Genomic DNA, 16,056 nt, shown 5'->3' on the forward strand with positions numbered 1-16,056 from the left:
CCGAGGCTAGCCGGTGGAACTCCGGACGCCGTAGCGCAGGAACACGACCCCGTTGCGGAACCGGCGTTCGTCGAACAGCTCCAGGTCCAGGCGCACCCCGCCGGGCAGGAACCGCGTCCCGCCACCCACGACGACCGGGGAGATGAATTGGTGGATCTCGTCGACGAGCCCTTCGCTGATCGCCCCGGCTGCGAGGCCCGGCCCTCCCACGGCCAGGTCCCGGGATGCGCCGGCTTTGAGGCGCCTCACGGACGCCGCGTCGAAGGTGCGCTCCAGCCGGGTCCGGGCGCTGGCCACGGCCGGCAGGGTCCTCGAGTAGACGATCTTGTCGGTGCCCCGCCAGATGTCCGCGAAGTCGGCGATGGCGGCCGGGTGGCCGGCCGTCTCCAGGGTTTCCCAGGCGAGCATCACCTCATAGAGCCGCCGACCGTACAGGTGCGTGCCCACGCCCCGCTGGAGGTCATTGATGAACGCGTGTACCTCCTCGTCGGGGACGCTCCAGTCGAAGGAGCCCGCCTCGTCGGCGACATACCCGTCCAGGGAGGTGATCCCCGTGAAAACCAGAATTGCCATGATCCCTCCAACGCCGGACTCCTGTTGCCGCCACCGCGGACTTTACGGGCCCCGGCCGGACCTGGCGAGGGGCCATCACCGGGTGCGCCGGCCGGTGCCGGATGGTGAACCGGATTCGCGCGGAACGTAGCGCCTCACGTGGTGGCAAGGGCGGCCGGGCTCGGCAGTGCCGGAAGCAGTGGCTGGACCGGCTTGAGAGCCTCATCGGCGGGATTGAACGCGACTGGGCGATCACCGTCGGCTCACCATTGCCGGGTGGAACAGCGTCCTACGTCGCAGCGGCGCGCACGGCCGACGGCCGCGGCGCCGTCCTCAAACTGAGCGCTCCCGCTGCCGGGCACCGGTTTCTCCGGGCGGCAGAGGCGATACCTTCCGCGGACCCCAATCCGCGGAAAATGCGCGGGGGCGGTTCGGCATTTGAGGACACGGCCTGTCCGCGGTTTCCTTCCGCCGGCCCCGGAGCCGGCGTTACCGTGTCGGCATGGAACACAATATTCAGATCTCGATCGATTGTGCCGACCCCCATACCCAGGCGGACTGGTGGGCCGAAACCCTGGGCTGGATCGTCGAACCGGTCGACGAGGGCTTCATCGACAAGATGCTGGCGGCCGGATACGCCAAGGAGTCCGACGTCACTTCCCACAACGGCGCCCGCGTCTGGACGGGCGGGGCGGCGGTCTGCAGGGCCGGTGAACTGGAGCGCAAAGACCGGATGCGCCTGGTCTTTCAACCCGTTCCCGAGCCGAAAAGCGTCAAGAACCGGGTGCACCTCGACATCCACCTGACCGGGACGGACAAGGACGCCGCCCGCGAGGCCCTGGTGGCCCGCGGCGCCCGGTTCCTTTACGAGGCAAGCCAGGGGCCCCTCGTCTGGTACACCATGACCGATCCGGAGGGCAACGAGTTCTGCATCTCCTGAGCCGCCGCGGCATGCCCGGGCGGTTGCGCGCCGTTAGACTCGGTTGGTGACATCCGATCTTCCCGTCCAGGTCTCCGATACCTTCGACCCGCAGCAGTGGCGCACCGTCTCGGGGTTCGACGATTTGGCCGACCTGACCTACCACCGCCAGGTCCAACGGACCGCCGACGGCAGCGTGCTCAGGGACCTGCCCGCGGTGCGCATCGCCTTCAACCGCCCCGAGGTGCGCAACGCCTTCCGCCCGGGGACCGTCGACGAGTTGTACCGCGCCCTCGACCACGCCCGCATGAGCCCTGACGTCGCCACGGTCCTGCTCACCGGCAACGGGCCCTCCCCCAAGGACGGCGGCCACTCGTTCTGTTCCGGGGGCGACCAGCGCATCCGCGGCCGCGATGGGTACCGGTACGCGGAGGGCGAAACGAAAGAAAGCATCGATCCGGCGCGTGCCGGGCGGCTCCATATCCTCGAGGTGCAGCGGCTCATCCGCACCATGCCCAAGGTCGTCATCGCCGTCGTCAACGGCTGGGCCGCAGGCGGCGGCCACAGCCTGCACGTGGTGGCCGACCTGACCCTCGCCTCCCGCGAGCACGCCCGCTTCAAGCAGACCGACGCCACCGTGGGCAGCTTCGACGCCGGCTACGGTTCGGCCCTGCTCGCACGCCAGATCGGGCAGAAGAAGGCCCGCGAGATTTTCTTCCTGGCCCGGGAGTACTCGGCCGAGGACATGGTGGCCATGGGGGCGGTCAATGAAGCCGTCGACCACGACGACCTGGAGCGGACGGCATTGGAGTACGCCGCGGACATCGCCCGGCAGAGCCCCCAGGCCATCCGGATGCTGAAGTTCGCCTTCAACCTCGCCGATGACGGCCTGGCCGGCCAGCAGGTCTTCGCCGGCGAGGCCACCCGGCTGGCCTACATGACCGACGAGGCGGTGGAGGGCAAGGAGGCCTTCCTCGCCAAACGCGACCCGGACTGGTCCGCCTTCCCCTACTACTTCTAGGACGCGCATGGAACTCCTGCCGATCTACACCCCTCCCGCGTTCGACCCGAAGGCACTGCTGAAGCCCCTGGCGGCCTCCCTCGCCGGCGAGGGACCGGCCGTCGCACCGCATGCCGCCCTCGGCCAGCACTTCACCGGCGAGCTGCCCAACGACGAGATCGCCGCCGTGCTCAGCACCTCCGGTTCCACCGGGGCGCCGAAGAAGACGATGCTGAGCGTCGATGCGCTCGCCGCGTCCTCAATGGCGACGGCGATCGCGCTGGGCGCCGAGGGCCAGTGGCTGCTGACCCTGCCCGTGCATCACGTCGCGGGCTTCCAGGTGCTCGTCCGGTCCCTGTACGCCGGGACGGAGCCCTGGGCGATGGACCCCGCCACGGCCTTCACGGCGGACGCATTCACCTCCGCGGCGGGCGAGCTGACCGACCGCGTCCGGTTCACCTCCCTCGTGCCGACCCAGCTGCACCGGCTCCTCCAGGACCCCACACCGCAGACCCTGAAGACGCTCAGGCGGTTCAACGCGATCCTGCTGGGCGGCGCCCCGCTCGGATCTGGCCTGCGCGGCGAGGCCCGCCGGCACGGCCTGAACATTGTGGAGACGTACGGGATGAGCGAGACCTCGGGCGGATGCGTCTACGACGGGCGGCCCCTTGACGGCGTGGAGGTCCGCGAGGACGGCGGCCGGCTGTGGATCAGCGGCCCGGTGCTGGCCGAGGGGTACCTGGGCGACCCGGAGCTGACCGGTGAACGGTTCGTCTTCAACTCGGGCCGGCGCTGGTTCCGGACGGACGACGCCGGGGCGCTCACGGCCGACGGCACCGTCGAGGTGCACGGCCGCCTCGACGACGTCATCGTCACCGGCGGCCTCAAGGTCTCCGCGGCGGTCGTCGCGGAGGTCATCGAAGGGATCTCCGGAGTGAACCAGGCCCTGGTCCTCGGCATCACGAGTTCCGAGTGGGGCACCTCGGTGGCCGCCGCAGTGGTCGGCACCGTGGAGGCCGAAGTGGTCCGCCGGCACGTCGCAGAGGAACTCGGGGCCCACGCCGCCCCCAAGACCGTTCTGGCTCTCGAGGCGATGCCGCTGCTGCCGGGGGGCAAGCCGGACCGGCAGTCCGTCCGGGCGCTGCTCGAACAGCGGGACTCCTAGCGCCGGACACCGCGCCAACCGTTTCGGGCCACCGGCCCGCCAGCACAACCAGTGAAGGAACACACCGTGGCGACTGCCGCTCAGTGGCTTGAAGGAGCCCGCCCCCGCACCCTGCCCATGGCCTTGGCGCCGGTGATCGCCGGCAGTGCCGCCGCGTTCGGGCTCGGCGCATTCCGGCCGCTCAACGCCGTGCTCGCCGCGGCCGTGGCGGTGCTGCTGCAGGTGGGAGTCAACTACGCCAACGACTACTCCGACGGCATCCGGGGCACCGACGACGTCCGGGTGGGCCCGCTACGGCTCACCGGCTCCGGCGCCGCCCGGGCCCGTGACGTGAAGCACGCGGCATTTGCCTGCTTCGCGCTCGCCATGGTGGCGGGGGCGGCCCTGATCATCCTGTCGCAGGCCTGGTTCCTCCTGCTGGTGGGCGTCGGCTGCATCGCGGCGGCCTGGGGCTACACCGGAGGCAAGAACCCCTACGGGTATCTGGGCCTCGGGGACGTCTTCGTCTTCGTCTTTTTCGGCCTCGTCGCGACCCTCGGCACCACCTACACGCAGGCCGGTCAGCTGAGCGGACCGGCCTGGGTGGGTGCCATCAGCACCGGCCTGATCGCCATGGCGCTGCTGATGGCGAACAATGTCCGTGACATCCCGACCGACCGGGAGGCCGGCAAGCTCACCCTGGCGGTGCGCCTGGGCGACAGCACGGCCCGGGTCAGTTACGTGATGATGCTGGCAGCGGCCGTCCTGCTGCCGCTGTTCCTCATCGACAACCACCCGTGGGTGCTGCTGGTGCTCCTGCTGGTTCCGGCCGGCCTGATGCCCAGCTGGCTGATGCTCACGGGCAAGAAACGGCGCAGCCTCATCCCGGTGCTCAAGCAGACGAGCCTGATCAACCTCGGCTTCAGCCTGCTGTTCGCCCTCGGCATCGTGCTCACCGAGGTCCTCGCCTAGGCGCAGGGAGACCTCCGGTCAGACGTCGCGCGGCCTGCGGTCGGCGTTCACCGGGGCATTGGGGTCGATAGAGTCCTCCGCGGCGGCATCGTCCTTCTCCATGAAGTTGCTCGCCCGCGGAGCGCCGTCCTTGAACCGCCGCTGCAGGGAAGCGCCGGCGGCGTCGCGCAGCGGGCGGAAGAACAGGTAGGTCACGCACCAGGCGAGGATGGCGGCAACGACGGCGGAGAGCACCGCACCGAGCCCGAGAACCACGCAGATCACAAAGAAGACGACGACGAGGAGCAGGCGCAGGGCAGTGAATTTGAGGAAGGGCACCCTCCAAGTTTACTCGCCTACAATTGGAGTATGCCCCGCCTGTTGCTGTTCCTGGTGCTCCTCGGAGTCGCCGTCATCGTCTACGCGCTGATCGAATGCGCCATGACCCGATCCAACGAGGTACGCAGTATCTCGAAACCCGCCTGGCTGATCACGATCCTGGTGGTGCCCCTCGTCGGAGCCGGCCTGTGGTTCCTGTTCGGCAGGCCGCGGCCGACGCGCGGCACCCGTCCTCCCCGCCCGGCCCCGCGGCAGCCGACCGCGCCCGATGACGATCCCCAGTTCCTTCAGAACCTCGAGACCAGGCGCCGGCAGCAGGCCCGCGAGCAGGAACTGAAACGCAAGGAAGAGGAGCTCAAGGCCCGCGAAGCCCAATCGAAGGGCGGCGCGAGGGGCGGCGGAACCGCCACTTCCGCAGCGGGAACCCCCGCGGGCGGCGCCCCCGCCGGCGGCACCCCCTCGAACGGTTCGGATCCCGCACCGGCCACCGACCCCGACGACGACGCCGACGAGACGGGCAGCACGGGCGCGCACCGGCCCAACAACCCGTAGCCCGCGTCCCCGGCCGCAGCCCCACACACCCGGCAAGCCTCCGCAGAGAAAAAGCCGCACCCGCCCGCTCGTGGTCAACGAACGGGCGGGTGCGGCTTTCTGTTGCGGTACCGCCTGCGCCTTACGCGGCTTAGACGCCGGAGTAGCTGTGAAGCCCCGAAAAGTAAATGTTGACGATGGTGAAGTTGAAGACGATGCACAGGTAACCCACGATCGAGAGCCAGGCAGCTCGGGTTCCGGTCCACCCCTTGGTGGCGCGGGCGTGCAGGTAACCGGCGTACACGGTCCAGATCACGAAGGTCCAGACCTCCTTGGTGTCCCAGCCCCAGTACCGGCCCCACGCCTCCTCAGCCCAGATTGCCCCGGCAATGAGGGTGAAGGTCCAGCCGACGAAGGCGATGGCGTTGAGGCGGTAGGAGAGGTTCTCCAGGCTGAGGGCCGGCGGCACGAGCCGCATGAAGCCGGCCTTGTCGGGCCCGCCGGCCGTGATGCGGGCTTCGCGGGAGGACTGGACCAGCTGCAGCACCGACATGGCGAAGGTGAGGGTGAACAGGGCCGAGGAGGCCACGGCGATGGAGACGTGCACGATCAGCCAGTAGCTCTGCAGCGCGGGAATGAGGTTGGCTACGGGGGTCGCGAACCCCACGGTGGCGGCGCAGAGCATGATGACAACGAGGCCCACCACGAAGGATCCGACGAACCGCAGGTCCTTGCGGGTCAGGGTGATCAGGAAGATCAGGGAGACGACGAGCGCACCGGTGGTGCAGAACTCGTACATGTTGCCCCAGGGCACCCGGTCCGCGGCGATACCGCGGGTGAGGACCGCGGCGCCGTGGATGGCGGTGGCGACCGCGGTCAGGGCCACGGCGATCCGGGCCGAGGACCGGCGGGGGCCGGCACTGTAGTCCATCGAGGTGTCGGCCGTGGCCGCGCCGGCAGGAGCGGGCGCGGAGGCGCCGCCGGCGCCGGCGCCGGCGAGGACCTTTGCCTGCGCCGGGGCCTGAGCCTGGCCTGCGGCCAGCCGGGCCTCGACGGCACCGATGGTGCGGCTCGACTTCACCAGGTCGAGCACAAAGAAGATCAGCGCCACCACATAGGCGATGGAGGCCAGGAGCATGAAGAGCTCGCTGGTGGCGCCCAGTTCGGCATTAACGCTTTTCATTCGTTGTCCTTACCGTTGTCGCCGTCGGCCCCGGCGCCCGTTCCGGCGGCGGTAGCCCCGGCGGGCTGCAATTGATTTTCCCCTGCTTTGTCCGGGTGCGCCAGCCAGTGGCCGGCCAGCAGCTTCTCCACCGCGGCACCCTCGGCAGGAAGCCTCGGATCCTCCCCGCGGGCCAGCAGCCCGTACTCAACGAGGACCCGCCCGTCCGGGTGCTCTCCGGACCGCACCCAGGCCCGCCGCCTGCCGATGAACAGCGAGGCGCTCAGGCCCACGAGGGCGAGGACCGAAAAGACCAGCGCCCCGAGCTGGGCCGGGTCGTGGTGGATGTCCACGGCGATGTATCGCTTCAGCCCGTCGAAGGTGATGGACCCCTTCCCCTCGGGCAGGTCGTAGGTCTCGCCCAGGCCCAGCACGATGCCCCCGTTGTCGCTGTTGCGGCTGTTCAGCTCCGTCAGGTTGTCGGTGTCGAGGACGTAGACGTTCTTCGGTTCCCCGCCGTCGAGGCCGAGGTCCCCGGCGTAGGAGTTGAGGTTGAGCTGGGGGTTGAAGGGGTCGGGGTCGCGGGAGAAGGAAACGCCCTTTTCGTCGACGAAGGCGGTCGGGAGGAAGAATCCGACGAAACCGAGCTGGTCCGGCCGGGCATCGGGGGCCTTGATCACGGCCAGTGAGGTGTAGAGCCCGTCGGAGGGGATGGTGACCACCGGTCCCTGCACGGCGATGTTCCCCTCGCCGTCGCGGACGGTGATCACGGGGGCGTAGCCGTTGCCGACCAGGTACACGCTCGTGCCGCCGATGTCGATGGGGGCATTGACCTTGAGGGTCTGCTTCCTGGGCTCGGCGTCGGGCCCGTCCTGGGTGGTCAGGCTCGCGGTGAAGTCGAGAGGCTGGCCGTAGTGGCTCTCCTGGGCCCGGTCGAACTGCACGTCGAAGGCGTCGAGGCGGATGGAGTAGGGCTCGAGCTGGTCATCGGAGAAATTCGTGCCCGGGGTGAAGGCGTCGTAGCCGACCAGGGTGTTCACGAAGGTGTCGCCCTCGACGATCACCTTCTGGCCGTTGTAGCCGAACAGGCCTCCCACGGCGACGCTGACCAGCACCCCGATCAGGGAGCTGTGGAAGACGAGGTTGCCGAGTTCCTTGCTGAACCCGCGCTCGGCCGCCACGGACGGTCGATCGCCGTCCGCGTCGCGCACGTCGACGCGGTAGCCGCGCTTCTTCAGGAGCGCGGCGGCGTCGGCCACCGCGGAGGCCGGGGTAATGGCGGCACCGGGGGTCTGCCCGGCGGGGATCTCCAGGGTGCCGTACACGGGCATGCGCGAGAGCCGCCGCGGGGTGGCCGGCGGCTTGGCCCGGACGGCCTTGGCGTGGGCGATGGCGCGCGGGGTCACGCAGCCGATCAGGGAGATGAACAGCAGCAGGTAGATGGAGGAGAACCACACCGAGGAGTACACGTCGAACAGCTGGAACCAGTCGAGGATCGGGCCGCTGTCCGGGTGGTCCTGGAGGTAGGTGGTGACGACGGCCGGATTCGCCGAGCGCTGGGGGAAGAGCGATCCGGGAACGGCGGCGACGGCCAGGAGCAGCAGCAGGAACAACGCGATGCGCATGCTCGTGAGCTGCTTCCATGCCCACCGCAGGGTGCCGGTGAATCCGAGCGCGGGCAGGGCGGCGTCGGGCGTGGCGCCCGTGGTACGTGCCGTGTCCTTGTTCAACGTGACCTGCTTCTCGTGGGGATCGCTTTTCTGCGTCGTGCTGCGGACGGGTTAGATGGGAAGGACCACATTGCTGACCAGCAGGTCCTGAATGCTGGTGATCCAGCTGTTCCAGATACCGGTGACCATCAACCCTCCCACAAGGATGAGCAGGCCTCCGCCGGAGCGCTGCAGGATCAGCCGGTTGCGCCGGAAGAACCGCAGCGCGCCCATTCCCCGCCGGATGCCCAGGGCGATGAAGAGGAACGGCAGGCCCAGGCCGAGGCAGTACACGAAGGTGAGGACGGCGCCCCGGAGCGCGCTCGCGTCGTCGCCTGAGATGGCGAGGAGCTGGACCGCGCCGAGGGTCGGGCCGATGCACGGGGCCCACCCCAGTCCGAAGGTCATGCCCAGCAGGGGCGCACCCCACAGGCCTGCAGGGACGCGGGCGTGGAGCCGGCTTTCCCGCTGGAACAGGGCAAAGCCGCCGAGGAAGACGATCCCGAGCAGAATCACCACGATGCCCAGCAGCTGGATCAGCCAGTCCTGCGAGACCCTCAGCCAGGCCCCGAGCTGGCCGAACAGCGTGCCGTAGGCCATGAAGACCGCGGAGAAGCCGAGGACGAACAGGGCGATGCCGGCGAACATGCGGCCGCGTTTCTGCTGCTCGAGGTCCACACCGGTCAGTCCGGTGACGTAGCCCAGGTAGCCCGGCACGAGGGGCAGCACGCAGGGCGAGGCGAAGGAGACGAGCCCGGCCAGCAGGGCGACAGGGAGGGCGAGGAGCATCGATCCGCTCAGCACGGCGTCGGCAAAGGCGTTGCCGGCGGCCAGGGCGGGCCCCACGGTCGCAGCCAGTGCCGGGGTCATGGTGCCTTACTCCCCGAGCGCATCGCGGACGAGGGCCTTGAGTGTGCTCTTTTCGGCCAGTCCCAGGATCCGCGCCGACACCCGGCCCTCTTTGTCCAGGACCAGGGTGGTGGGCACCGCCTGCGGAGGGACGTAGCTCGTCATTGCCAGCAGGACGCCGCCGTCCTTGTCGTTGAAGCTCGGGTAGGGGATCTCGAAGTTCCGCTCGAAGGCCTCCGCGGTCGCCCGCTCGTCGCGGATGTTGACTCCGTAGAACTGCGCTCCCTGCGGCCCGAATTCTTCCGAGAGTGCGACGAGGTCCGGGGCCTCCTTGCGGCACGGGGCGCAGGCGGCGTACCAGAAGTTGAGGACGGTCACCTTGCCGGCCCAGTCGGAGCTTGCCACCTGGGTGCCGTCGAAAAGCTTCCCGGAGAGGTCGACGGGCTCCCCCCGGTCGGAGGCTGCGTACTCGGTGACCGAGCCGTCTCCGGCGATGTAGTTCTTGTTGTCCCCGGCGGCGGCCTGCTGGGCCAGCGGATCATCCGCCGCGCAGCCGGCGAGGCCGAGCGAAACGGAGACGCCGAGGACCGCGGCGGCGCGGAACGCGGACCACGGGCGGCGGGCCAGGGCGGGGATCGGAGGCTTCACGGCTTCTTTCAGATATTTCTACAGCGTGTAGTAATTCTACTACGCTCCCGGAATATTCGCCGCTCCGGGCAGCAGGTCCGCGCACGGCTCTTCGTACCGGACGCGGGTGATGTCGCTGCCGGAGAAGTCGAGGGAGGTGACCGAGGTGAGGGTGCATTCGCGCTGCCGGGGGTCATGCCAGAGGCGGCGGTGCTCAGCCGCCAGCCGCGTCACCCAGATGGGCAGCTGGTGGCTGACGAGGACCGCCTCGACCGGACCGTCCGCGTCGCCGCCCAGTTCCAGGGCTCGGGTACGGGCGAACTGCACGGCGGCCATGACGCGCTCGACCTGGCGGGAGTACGGCTCCCCCCAGGAAGGGCGGAAGGGGTTGGTCAACAAAGGCCAGTACTGGGGATTCCGCAGCCTGTTCTTCACCCTCGACATCCCCTCGAACCGGTTCTCGGCCTCAAGGATGCGCTCCTCGGTGTGCACGGGCAGGCCCAAGGCTACCCCGAGCGGCTGCGCCGTCTCCTGGGCCCGGACCAGCGGGGAGGCCGCGAGGTAGACGATATTCGCCCCATCGCTGCGCCGCTTTTCGAAGTGGGCGGCCATCTGGTCCGCCATCCGGCGTCCCAGTTCGGACAGGTGGAACTCGGGGAGGCGTCCATAGAGGACGCCCTCAGGGTTGTGGACCTCACCGTGGCGCACCAGGTGGACGGTTGCAAGGGGCATCTGCCTAGTTTCTCAGAGTTCCGCCACCGGACTAAATCCGGACAGCCCGCACGGCAGGGCTCGAAGCCTCGGAGCGCGCCCCGGGAGCGGACCGGGACCCCCCGAGGAATAAAACATGCAAAAACATGTTTACATAGTCATAAGCTTTCCGCTTCCATCAAGGAGAAACATCCATGAGCATCCCCACAGGCCTCACCACCGGCACCTGGTCCTTCGACCCCTCACACAGTGAGATCGGCTTCACTGTGCGCCACGCTGGCATCAGCAAAGTCCGCGGCAGCTTCGCAGACGTCGACGCCACCATGGTCGTCGGCTCCTCGCTCGGGGACTCGAAGGTCACCGCCACCATCAAGACCGTGTCCTTCCAGTCCGGTGACGAGAACCGCGACGCCCACGTGCGCAGCGCCGACTTCTTCGACGCCGAGGTTTTCCCGGAGATGACCTTCACCTCCACCTCCGTCGAGACCAAGGGTGAAACCTACAAGATCGCCGGGGATCTCACGATCCGCGGCATCACCAAGCCTGTGGTCCTTGACGCCGAGTTCAACGGCGTCGCTGTGGATCCCTTCGGCGCCACCCGTGCGGGCATCTCGGGCCAGACCACGATCTCCCGCAAGGACTTCGGCCTGACCTGGAACGCAGCCCTCGAAGCCGGCGGTGTGCTTGTCGGCGACAAGGTCACCATCTCGGTTGACGCCGCCTTCGTGGCACCTTCGGCCAACTGATCCACTCCTGCCGGGGTCTTCCACCCGGTTGACACTGCGCCGCCGGCGGGCCTTCGGGAACGCCGGCGGCGCACTGCGTTCGGCTCCGTTCACCACGCGGCCGGGACGCCGGTGCCGAAGCCGGGCGCGCCGGATCAAACCCTCGACTCTGCCCGCCGGCGCGGTAGGGTGAACGCAAGATCCGGCGGGCCGCGACACGGCAGGTGCCGGCTTGTCCTACCCTGCACGCCTGACGAACGGATGCGGCAATGAGCACACCTGACGAGAACCCCAACTCCACCCCGCAGAACCCGGACGGGCCACGGTACGGCCAGAACGAGGGCCAGCCGCGGTACGGGCAGAACCCGACGCCGTCCCCCGGGCAGAACCCCCCGCCCGCCTACGGGCAGAACCCTCCGCCCGCCTACGGGCAGAATGCTCCGCCCGCCTACGGGCAGAATGCTCCGCAGTCCTACGGCCAGAATCCCCCGGCCTCCCCCGGGCAGCAGGGTTATGGGCAGCAGCCGTACGGCTACCAGTCGGCCCAGCCCTCCGGCTACGTGTACCCGGGCTCCGCCTCGATGCCGCCCACCGCCAAGGGCCCCGCACCCCAGCGGGTGGTCCTGGCCTTCTGGCTCATCATCGCGGCGGCCGTCCTCGGGCTCGTCAGCACGGTCGTCAGCTCGCTCGATCCCCTGGCCAGCCTGACCCCGCAACAGCTTGAGCAGTTCGAAAGCTCGGGGGTCTCCCCCGAGTCCGTCAGCGGGATCGCCACGACCGTAGGCGTCGTCGTCGGGCTTCTGTTCGCCGCCCTCTACGTCCTGCTCGCGTTCATGATCCGCAAGGGAAAGAACTGGGCGCGAATCACGCTGACCGTCCTGGCCGCCCTGTCCGTCCTCGGATTCCTCTTCGGCCTCGCAGGCGGCACCCCGGTTGGTCTCCTGTCGACCCTCGTGCTGATCCTCGTCGTCGCCGGCGTCGTCCTGTGCTACCTGAAGCCCGCCGGCGAGTACTTCAAGCCCGCCGCTCCGCGCTACTGAAGGCCGCCGCCTACTGCGCCGAGCGGGCGTCGGTGATCGACTCGATGGCCGCGTCCTGCGCCCGCTGGGCGTGGTAGGCAAGAATCTGCAGCTCCGTTGACATGTCGACCTTCCGCAGCTGGACGTGCGGAGGGACCTGGAGCACCACGGGGGCGAAGCTGAGGATGCTGGTGATCCCGCTGGCCACCAGCCGGTCGCACAGCTGTTGAGCGACCGGTGCCGGCACCGCGAGGACCGCCATGTTCGCCCGGGTCCGTTCCAGGACCGTCTCAAGGTCGTCGACGGCACTCACCCGCAGCCAGCCGACCTCCGATCCGACAATCATCTTGTCCGCGTCGACCAGCGCGACGATCTCGAACCCTCGCGAGGCAAACCCGGAATAGCCCGCCAGCGCCCGGCCCAGGTTGCCGACGCCGATGATGGCCACCCGCCAGTCGAGGGTGAGCCCCAGCGCGGTGGAGATCTGGCGGTTCAGGTACTGCACGTCGTAGCCGACGCCCCGGGTGCCGTACGAACCGAGGTAGGAGAGATCCTTGCGCAGGATCGCCGAATTGACTCCGGCGGCGTCCGCGAGGACCTCGGAGGAGACCCGTTCGATCCCCTCGGCCAGAAGCGAGTTCAGTGCCCTCAGGTAGATTGTGAGTCGGGTCAGGGAGGCCGGCGGAATGCGGCGCCCGCCATCGGCGCTCACCGAATGAAGCTCTGGCACATCTGGCGTCGTCACTGTAATCTGCTCCGTTGCATCAGGTGGCCCACCGAAGCGGCGCCGGTTCCAGCCGGTGCCCCCAAAGCCCCGACTCGAAATCCCTTCAACTCTATGCCGCAGCGGTCGGGCCCACCAAGTGCGGACTTCGCCGGGGTGAAGCCCGCGCGGACCTCAGAGCGGGAGCGGGTGCTCGAGCACTCCCGCGGGCGTCCCCCTGCCGGAGAGGATCCGGCAGCAGTCAATGGCATCGATTTTCAGGGGAGGGCTCCCGTCGTCGTCCCGGACGAAGGTACCGCCGGCCGGACCGGTGAGTCGAAGGTGGAACGGGTCGGCGTGGAGGGTCGCCCATTCCGCGATGATGTCTTCGACAATGCGCCCGTCGTGTTCCCGGGTCGGGTTGAGCGGCCGGTCGGTCGCCCGGGCGATGTCGATGCGGTGCATCCAGACGTCACGGGTGAACCCGATGTCGAAGAGGTAGCTCAGCGGCTGCCAGCCGAAGTCGACGCCGGCCATGCTGCCCAGGGGCAGCAGCCGAAGCCTTCCGATGGCCCCGGGCAGCCGCCTGCGGGACCTGAGCGCGGCCCCGGCCGCACTCGCCCACCGCGCCGGGATGTCCGGGGCGCCAAGGTCCCGTCGAGCCTGAAGCTGGGCCTCATTGAGTCCGTCCACCCAGTGCTGGCCGCCGATTTGCGCGGTCAGCCTGCGCCCCCGCACCGCCTGGCGCAGGAACTCAAGGGGTGAGGCCTGCGCCTCGGCGGAGGCAACGACATGCACGGCCACATCCCGCACCGTCCAACGGGCACAGTCGGTCCCCCTGCCCCAGTCACCGGCACTGAGCTGCTGCAGGAGAGTGGAGAACCGCTGATTCTCCTCTGCCGCCAGCCGCATGGCCTCCTGGTGCCCGATCCGGGCGATTTCGGCCGCCCGCATGGGAGGGCGATCCTCGGTCATGGCGGATCCCTGCCTTCGCTTCCGTCGGGTCCGGTGGGCTCCGGGGCTCGGTTGCGCCGAAGCCTGAACGCTGCAACTTAAGCCTAGGACCGCCGGTCCCGGTGCAACAGGTTTCCCCCGCCATACGCCGGAGGTTTCCTCCACCACGGAAGGGCGGCGGGAGGCCCTCCGCCTCCGTGAGCTCCCGGGCCGGCTACCGGTGCGGGCCGGATGATCCTAGGGCTGCAGCAGGCGCCGCAGCCGCTCTTCGTCGATCGTCCAGAAGTCGCGCTGGACGCCGTCGATCATCAGCACGGGCAGTTCCTCCGCGAACCTCTCCAGCAGCTCGGGCGCGTCCGTGACCGAACGTTCCCGCCAGCGCAGGCCCAGCGAGGCGGTGACCCTTTCCACCACGGCGCGCGCATCCTCGCACAGGTGGCACTGCGGTTTCGTCACGAGCACGACGTCGGGCGGCGGGGCTTCGGGCTGGGTGTTCATCCTTTCAACCTACCCGCCGCGGCACACCAACGCGGGCGCCGCTTGTGGCTAGACTTTCATCATGCGTGGTGCCGCCGGGAAGGACCTTCCCTTCCCCCTGGATACGCCCGGCGCGCCCGGGTCGGCGGCCTTCTTCGATGTTGACAACACGCTCATGCGCGGCGCCAGCCTCTTCCACGTGGCGCGGAAGATGTATCAGCGCCGTGCGTTCACCCTCCGCTTCGCCGCGGGCCTGGCATGGAAGCAGATCCGGTTCGTTCTGCGCGGCGAGACCATGATCGACGTCAACTCGGTGCGCGATGCTGCGCTCGCCTTCGCCATCGGCATCGCCCACGCGGACATCCTTGCCCTCGGCGAGGAGGTCTACGACGAGATGATCGCCTCCAAGATCTGGCCCGGGGCCCGGGCACTGACGGACCAGCACCTTGCCGCCGGGAGGAAGGTGTGGCTGGTGACCGGTACGCCGGTCGAGGTGGCCAGCGTCATCGCCAATCGGCTCGGTCTCACCGGCGCCCTCGGCACGGTCGGGGAGGTAGCCGACGGCCTGTACACGGGACGGCTGGTCGGCGAGTTCCTCCACGGCGCGGCCAAGGCCGCGGCGGTGAAGGAGCTGGCGGCGCGGGACAACCTCGACCTTGATCGCTGCTGGGCCTACAGCGACTCCTTCAACGACGTCCCGCTGCTGAGCAGCGTGGGCCACCCGGTCGCGATCAACCCGGACTCCCGGCTGCGCCGGCACGCGCGGGCGAACAACTGGCCGGTGTTCGATTTCCGCAGCGGCCGCCGCGCCGCAACCCTGGGGCTCAAGGCGGCGACCGGCGTGGGAGCCGTCTATGGAATGTGGCGGGGGTTTGTGAAACTGCGCGACCGCTGACAACGCCGCTCACCGGATTCCGCCGTCAATCACCGCCATCATCCGCGCCGGCGTTAACCACATCCGGCCCACCGCTCCAACCTGGGGTTGGGGCTGCGGACCGGGAAAACTGGAAGGGGAGCCGCCGGACGGCGGCCCTCCAGCTGTGGAGCAGAAGAGCGTTGCCCTACTTCTTGTTGCGGCGCTGGTGGCGGGTCTTGCGAAGCAGTTTGCGGTGCTTCTTCTTGGCCATACGCTTGCGGCGCTTCTTGATTACTGAACCCACAGAGTCCTCACAAACTTAATAGGAATCCAGGCGGCTGCCCCCGCTGCGAAAACAGCGCAGGACCACCCGGAGCTGACATGGGCACGCACGAACTGGCGCGGGCCCGGTAAAACCGGTAGTTGCGCGGCAGCTACCGACCGCGCAAAACGTTCCTTAACAGGGTACAGGCAATTGGTGCCGCCCCCGACCGGCGGCTACGCGGTGGCGGACTGCCCGTCGACCTGCGCTTGGCGGAGGTAATCGGCGACAGCCGACTCGGGAACCCGGTAGGAGCGCCCGAACTGGACGGCCGGCAGTTCCCCTGAGTGAACGAGTCGGTAGACGGTCATTTTCGACACCCGCATGACCTCGGCGACTTCCGCCACCGTCAAGAACTGCACATCCGAGAAGTTCCCGTCTGCCATCTCACCACTATTCCTTTACTTGAAGGCTTCCCACCCTGAGACCGGCATTCGAACTGATGCCGGATGCGCGTAATGGATACGCCGCCTCGAAGCATGAGGATTTTCTGCCTAGGACGGTAC

The 16,056-nt window shown here is 68.8% G+C and carries 20 protein-coding genes; 8 read left to right on the top strand and 12 right to left on the bottom strand.

Features of this window, described 5'->3' with window-relative positions:
* Positions 1-6: 6 nt before the first annotated feature.
* A complete protein-coding gene (locus GVV77_RS09390) occupies positions 7-573 on the bottom strand; it encodes a dihydrofolate reductase family protein (RefSeq protein ID WP_159617833.1) in 567 nt (188 codons plus the stop codon).
* 481 nt (positions 574-1,054) lie between these two features.
* Here GVV77_RS09390 and GVV77_RS09395 point away from each other — a divergent pair, with 481 nt between their 5' ends.
* The 4 genes from GVV77_RS09395 to GVV77_RS09410 all read left to right on the top strand — a co-directional run bounded on the left by GVV77_RS09395 (position 1,055) and on the right by GVV77_RS09410 (position 4,587).
* Complete coding sequence (locus tag GVV77_RS09395) at positions 1,055-1,492, top strand: VOC family protein (RefSeq protein ID WP_159617834.1); 438 nt, start codon at positions 1,055-1,057, stop codon at positions 1,490-1,492.
* Positions 1,493-1,538: 46 nt separating this feature from the next.
* Positions 1,539-2,492 (top strand): 1,4-dihydroxy-2-naphthoyl-CoA synthase, encoded by a 954-nt coding sequence (locus GVV77_RS09400; protein WP_159617835.1) that lies wholly within the window; start codon positions 1,539-1,541, stop codon positions 2,490-2,492.
* A 7-nt stretch (positions 2,493-2,499) separates the two neighbouring features.
* Complete coding sequence (locus tag GVV77_RS09405) at positions 2,500-3,636, top strand: AMP-binding protein (protein ID WP_159617836.1); 1,137 nt, start codon at positions 2,500-2,502, stop codon at positions 3,634-3,636.
* A gap of 66 nt (positions 3,637-3,702) precedes the next feature.
* On the top strand, positions 3,703-4,587 hold the full coding sequence (locus GVV77_RS09410) for a 1,4-dihydroxy-2-naphthoate polyprenyltransferase (protein ID WP_159617837.1): 885 nt from the start codon (positions 3,703-3,705) through the stop codon (positions 4,585-4,587).
* A gap of 18 nt (positions 4,588-4,605) precedes the next feature.
* Here the strand turns inward: GVV77_RS09410 and GVV77_RS09415 are convergent, their stop codons facing one another.
* The gene (locus tag GVV77_RS09415; RefSeq protein WP_159617838.1) at positions 4,606-4,905 is read right to left on the bottom strand and encodes a DUF4229 domain-containing protein; all 300 of its coding nucleotides are present in this window, start codon (positions 4,903-4,905) and stop codon (positions 4,606-4,608) included.
* 30 nt (positions 4,906-4,935) lie between these two features.
* Here GVV77_RS09415 and GVV77_RS09420 point away from each other — a divergent pair, with 30 nt between their 5' ends.
* A complete protein-coding gene (locus GVV77_RS09420; protein ID WP_159617839.1) occupies positions 4,936-5,457 on the top strand; it encodes a PLD nuclease N-terminal domain-containing protein in 522 nt (173 codons plus the stop codon).
* Between the two features lie 130 nt (positions 5,458-5,587).
* Here the strand turns inward: GVV77_RS09420 and ccsB are convergent, their stop codons facing one another.
* The 5 genes from ccsB to GVV77_RS09445 are packed head-to-tail and all read right to left on the bottom strand — an operon-like array spanning position 5,588 to position 10,515.
* Positions 5,588-6,619, bottom strand: coding sequence for a c-type cytochrome biogenesis protein CcsB (gene ccsB, locus GVV77_RS09425; RefSeq protein WP_159617840.1), 1,032 nt, complete (start codon positions 6,617-6,619; stop codon positions 5,588-5,590).
* The gene (resB, locus tag GVV77_RS09430; protein WP_246199721.1) at positions 6,616-8,328 is read right to left on the bottom strand and encodes a cytochrome c biogenesis protein ResB; all 1,713 of its coding nucleotides are present in this window, start codon (positions 8,326-8,328) and stop codon (positions 6,616-6,618) included. The genes ccsB and resB overlap by 4 nt, the downstream gene beginning before the upstream one ends.
* A 51-nt stretch (positions 8,329-8,379) precedes the next feature.
* A complete protein-coding gene (locus tag GVV77_RS09435; protein ID WP_246199722.1) occupies positions 8,380-9,177 on the bottom strand; it encodes a cytochrome c biogenesis CcdA family protein in 798 nt (265 codons plus the stop codon).
* A 6-nt stretch (positions 9,178-9,183) separates the two neighbouring features.
* Complete coding sequence (locus GVV77_RS09440; RefSeq protein WP_425483353.1) at positions 9,184-9,804, bottom strand: TlpA family protein disulfide reductase; 621 nt, start codon at positions 9,802-9,804, stop codon at positions 9,184-9,186.
* A gap of 39 nt (positions 9,805-9,843) precedes the next feature.
* Positions 9,844-10,515: a histidine phosphatase family protein gene (locus tag GVV77_RS09445; protein WP_159617841.1), complete on the bottom strand. Its 672-nt coding sequence runs from the start codon at positions 10,513-10,515 to the stop codon at positions 9,844-9,846.
* A gap of 173 nt (positions 10,516-10,688) precedes the next feature.
* Between GVV77_RS09445 and GVV77_RS09450 the strand changes: the two genes are divergently transcribed.
* Positions 10,689-11,240: a YceI family protein gene (locus GVV77_RS09450; RefSeq protein WP_159617842.1), complete on the top strand. Its 552-nt coding sequence runs from the start codon at positions 10,689-10,691 to the stop codon at positions 11,238-11,240.
* Between the two features lie 248 nt (positions 11,241-11,488).
* Complete coding sequence (locus GVV77_RS09455) at positions 11,489-12,259, top strand: hypothetical protein (RefSeq protein ID WP_159617843.1); 771 nt, start codon at positions 11,489-11,491, stop codon at positions 12,257-12,259.
* 10 nt (positions 12,260-12,269) lie between these two features.
* Here GVV77_RS09455 and GVV77_RS09460 read toward each other — a convergent pair whose 3' ends face one another.
* The 3 genes from GVV77_RS09460 to GVV77_RS09470 form a co-directional block, all read right to left on the bottom strand.
* Complete coding sequence (locus GVV77_RS09460) at positions 12,270-12,983, bottom strand: redox-sensing transcriptional repressor Rex (protein WP_159617844.1); 714 nt, start codon at positions 12,981-12,983, stop codon at positions 12,270-12,272.
* 153 nt (positions 12,984-13,136) lie between these two features.
* Positions 13,137-13,916 carry a maleylpyruvate isomerase family mycothiol-dependent enzyme gene (locus GVV77_RS09465; protein ID WP_201293202.1) on the bottom strand — a complete coding sequence of 260 codons (780 nt, stop codon included), beginning with the start codon at positions 13,914-13,916 and terminating at the stop codon, positions 13,137-13,139.
* 216 nt (positions 13,917-14,132) lie between these two features.
* Positions 14,133-14,393 (bottom strand): glutaredoxin family protein, encoded by a 261-nt coding sequence (locus GVV77_RS09470; protein WP_159617845.1) that lies wholly within the window; start codon positions 14,391-14,393, stop codon positions 14,133-14,135.
* A 61-nt stretch (positions 14,394-14,454) separates the two neighbouring features.
* On the opposite strand from GVV77_RS09470, the gene GVV77_RS09475 reads away from it, so the two are divergent.
* Entirely contained in the window at positions 14,455-15,267 is an 813-nt protein-coding gene (locus tag GVV77_RS09475; RefSeq protein WP_159617846.1) for an HAD family hydrolase, read from the top strand.
* Between the two features lie 166 nt (positions 15,268-15,433).
* On the opposite strand, the gene GVV77_RS09480 is transcribed toward GVV77_RS09475, so the two are convergent.
* A complete protein-coding gene (locus tag GVV77_RS09480) occupies positions 15,434-15,532 on the bottom strand; it encodes a 30S ribosomal protein bS22 (protein ID WP_003792170.1) in 99 nt (32 codons plus the stop codon).
* 194 nt (positions 15,533-15,726) lie between these two features.
* Positions 15,727-15,936 (bottom strand): helix-turn-helix domain-containing protein, encoded by a 210-nt coding sequence (locus tag GVV77_RS09485; protein WP_159617847.1) that lies wholly within the window; start codon positions 15,934-15,936, stop codon positions 15,727-15,729.
* Between the last annotated feature and the right edge of the window lie 120 nt (positions 15,937-16,056).

The sequence above is a fragment of the Arthrobacter zhaoguopingii genome (assembly GCF_009828605.1).
Taxonomy (GTDB): Bacteria; Actinomycetota; Actinomycetes; order Actinomycetales; family Micrococcaceae; genus Arthrobacter_D; species Arthrobacter_D zhaoguopingii.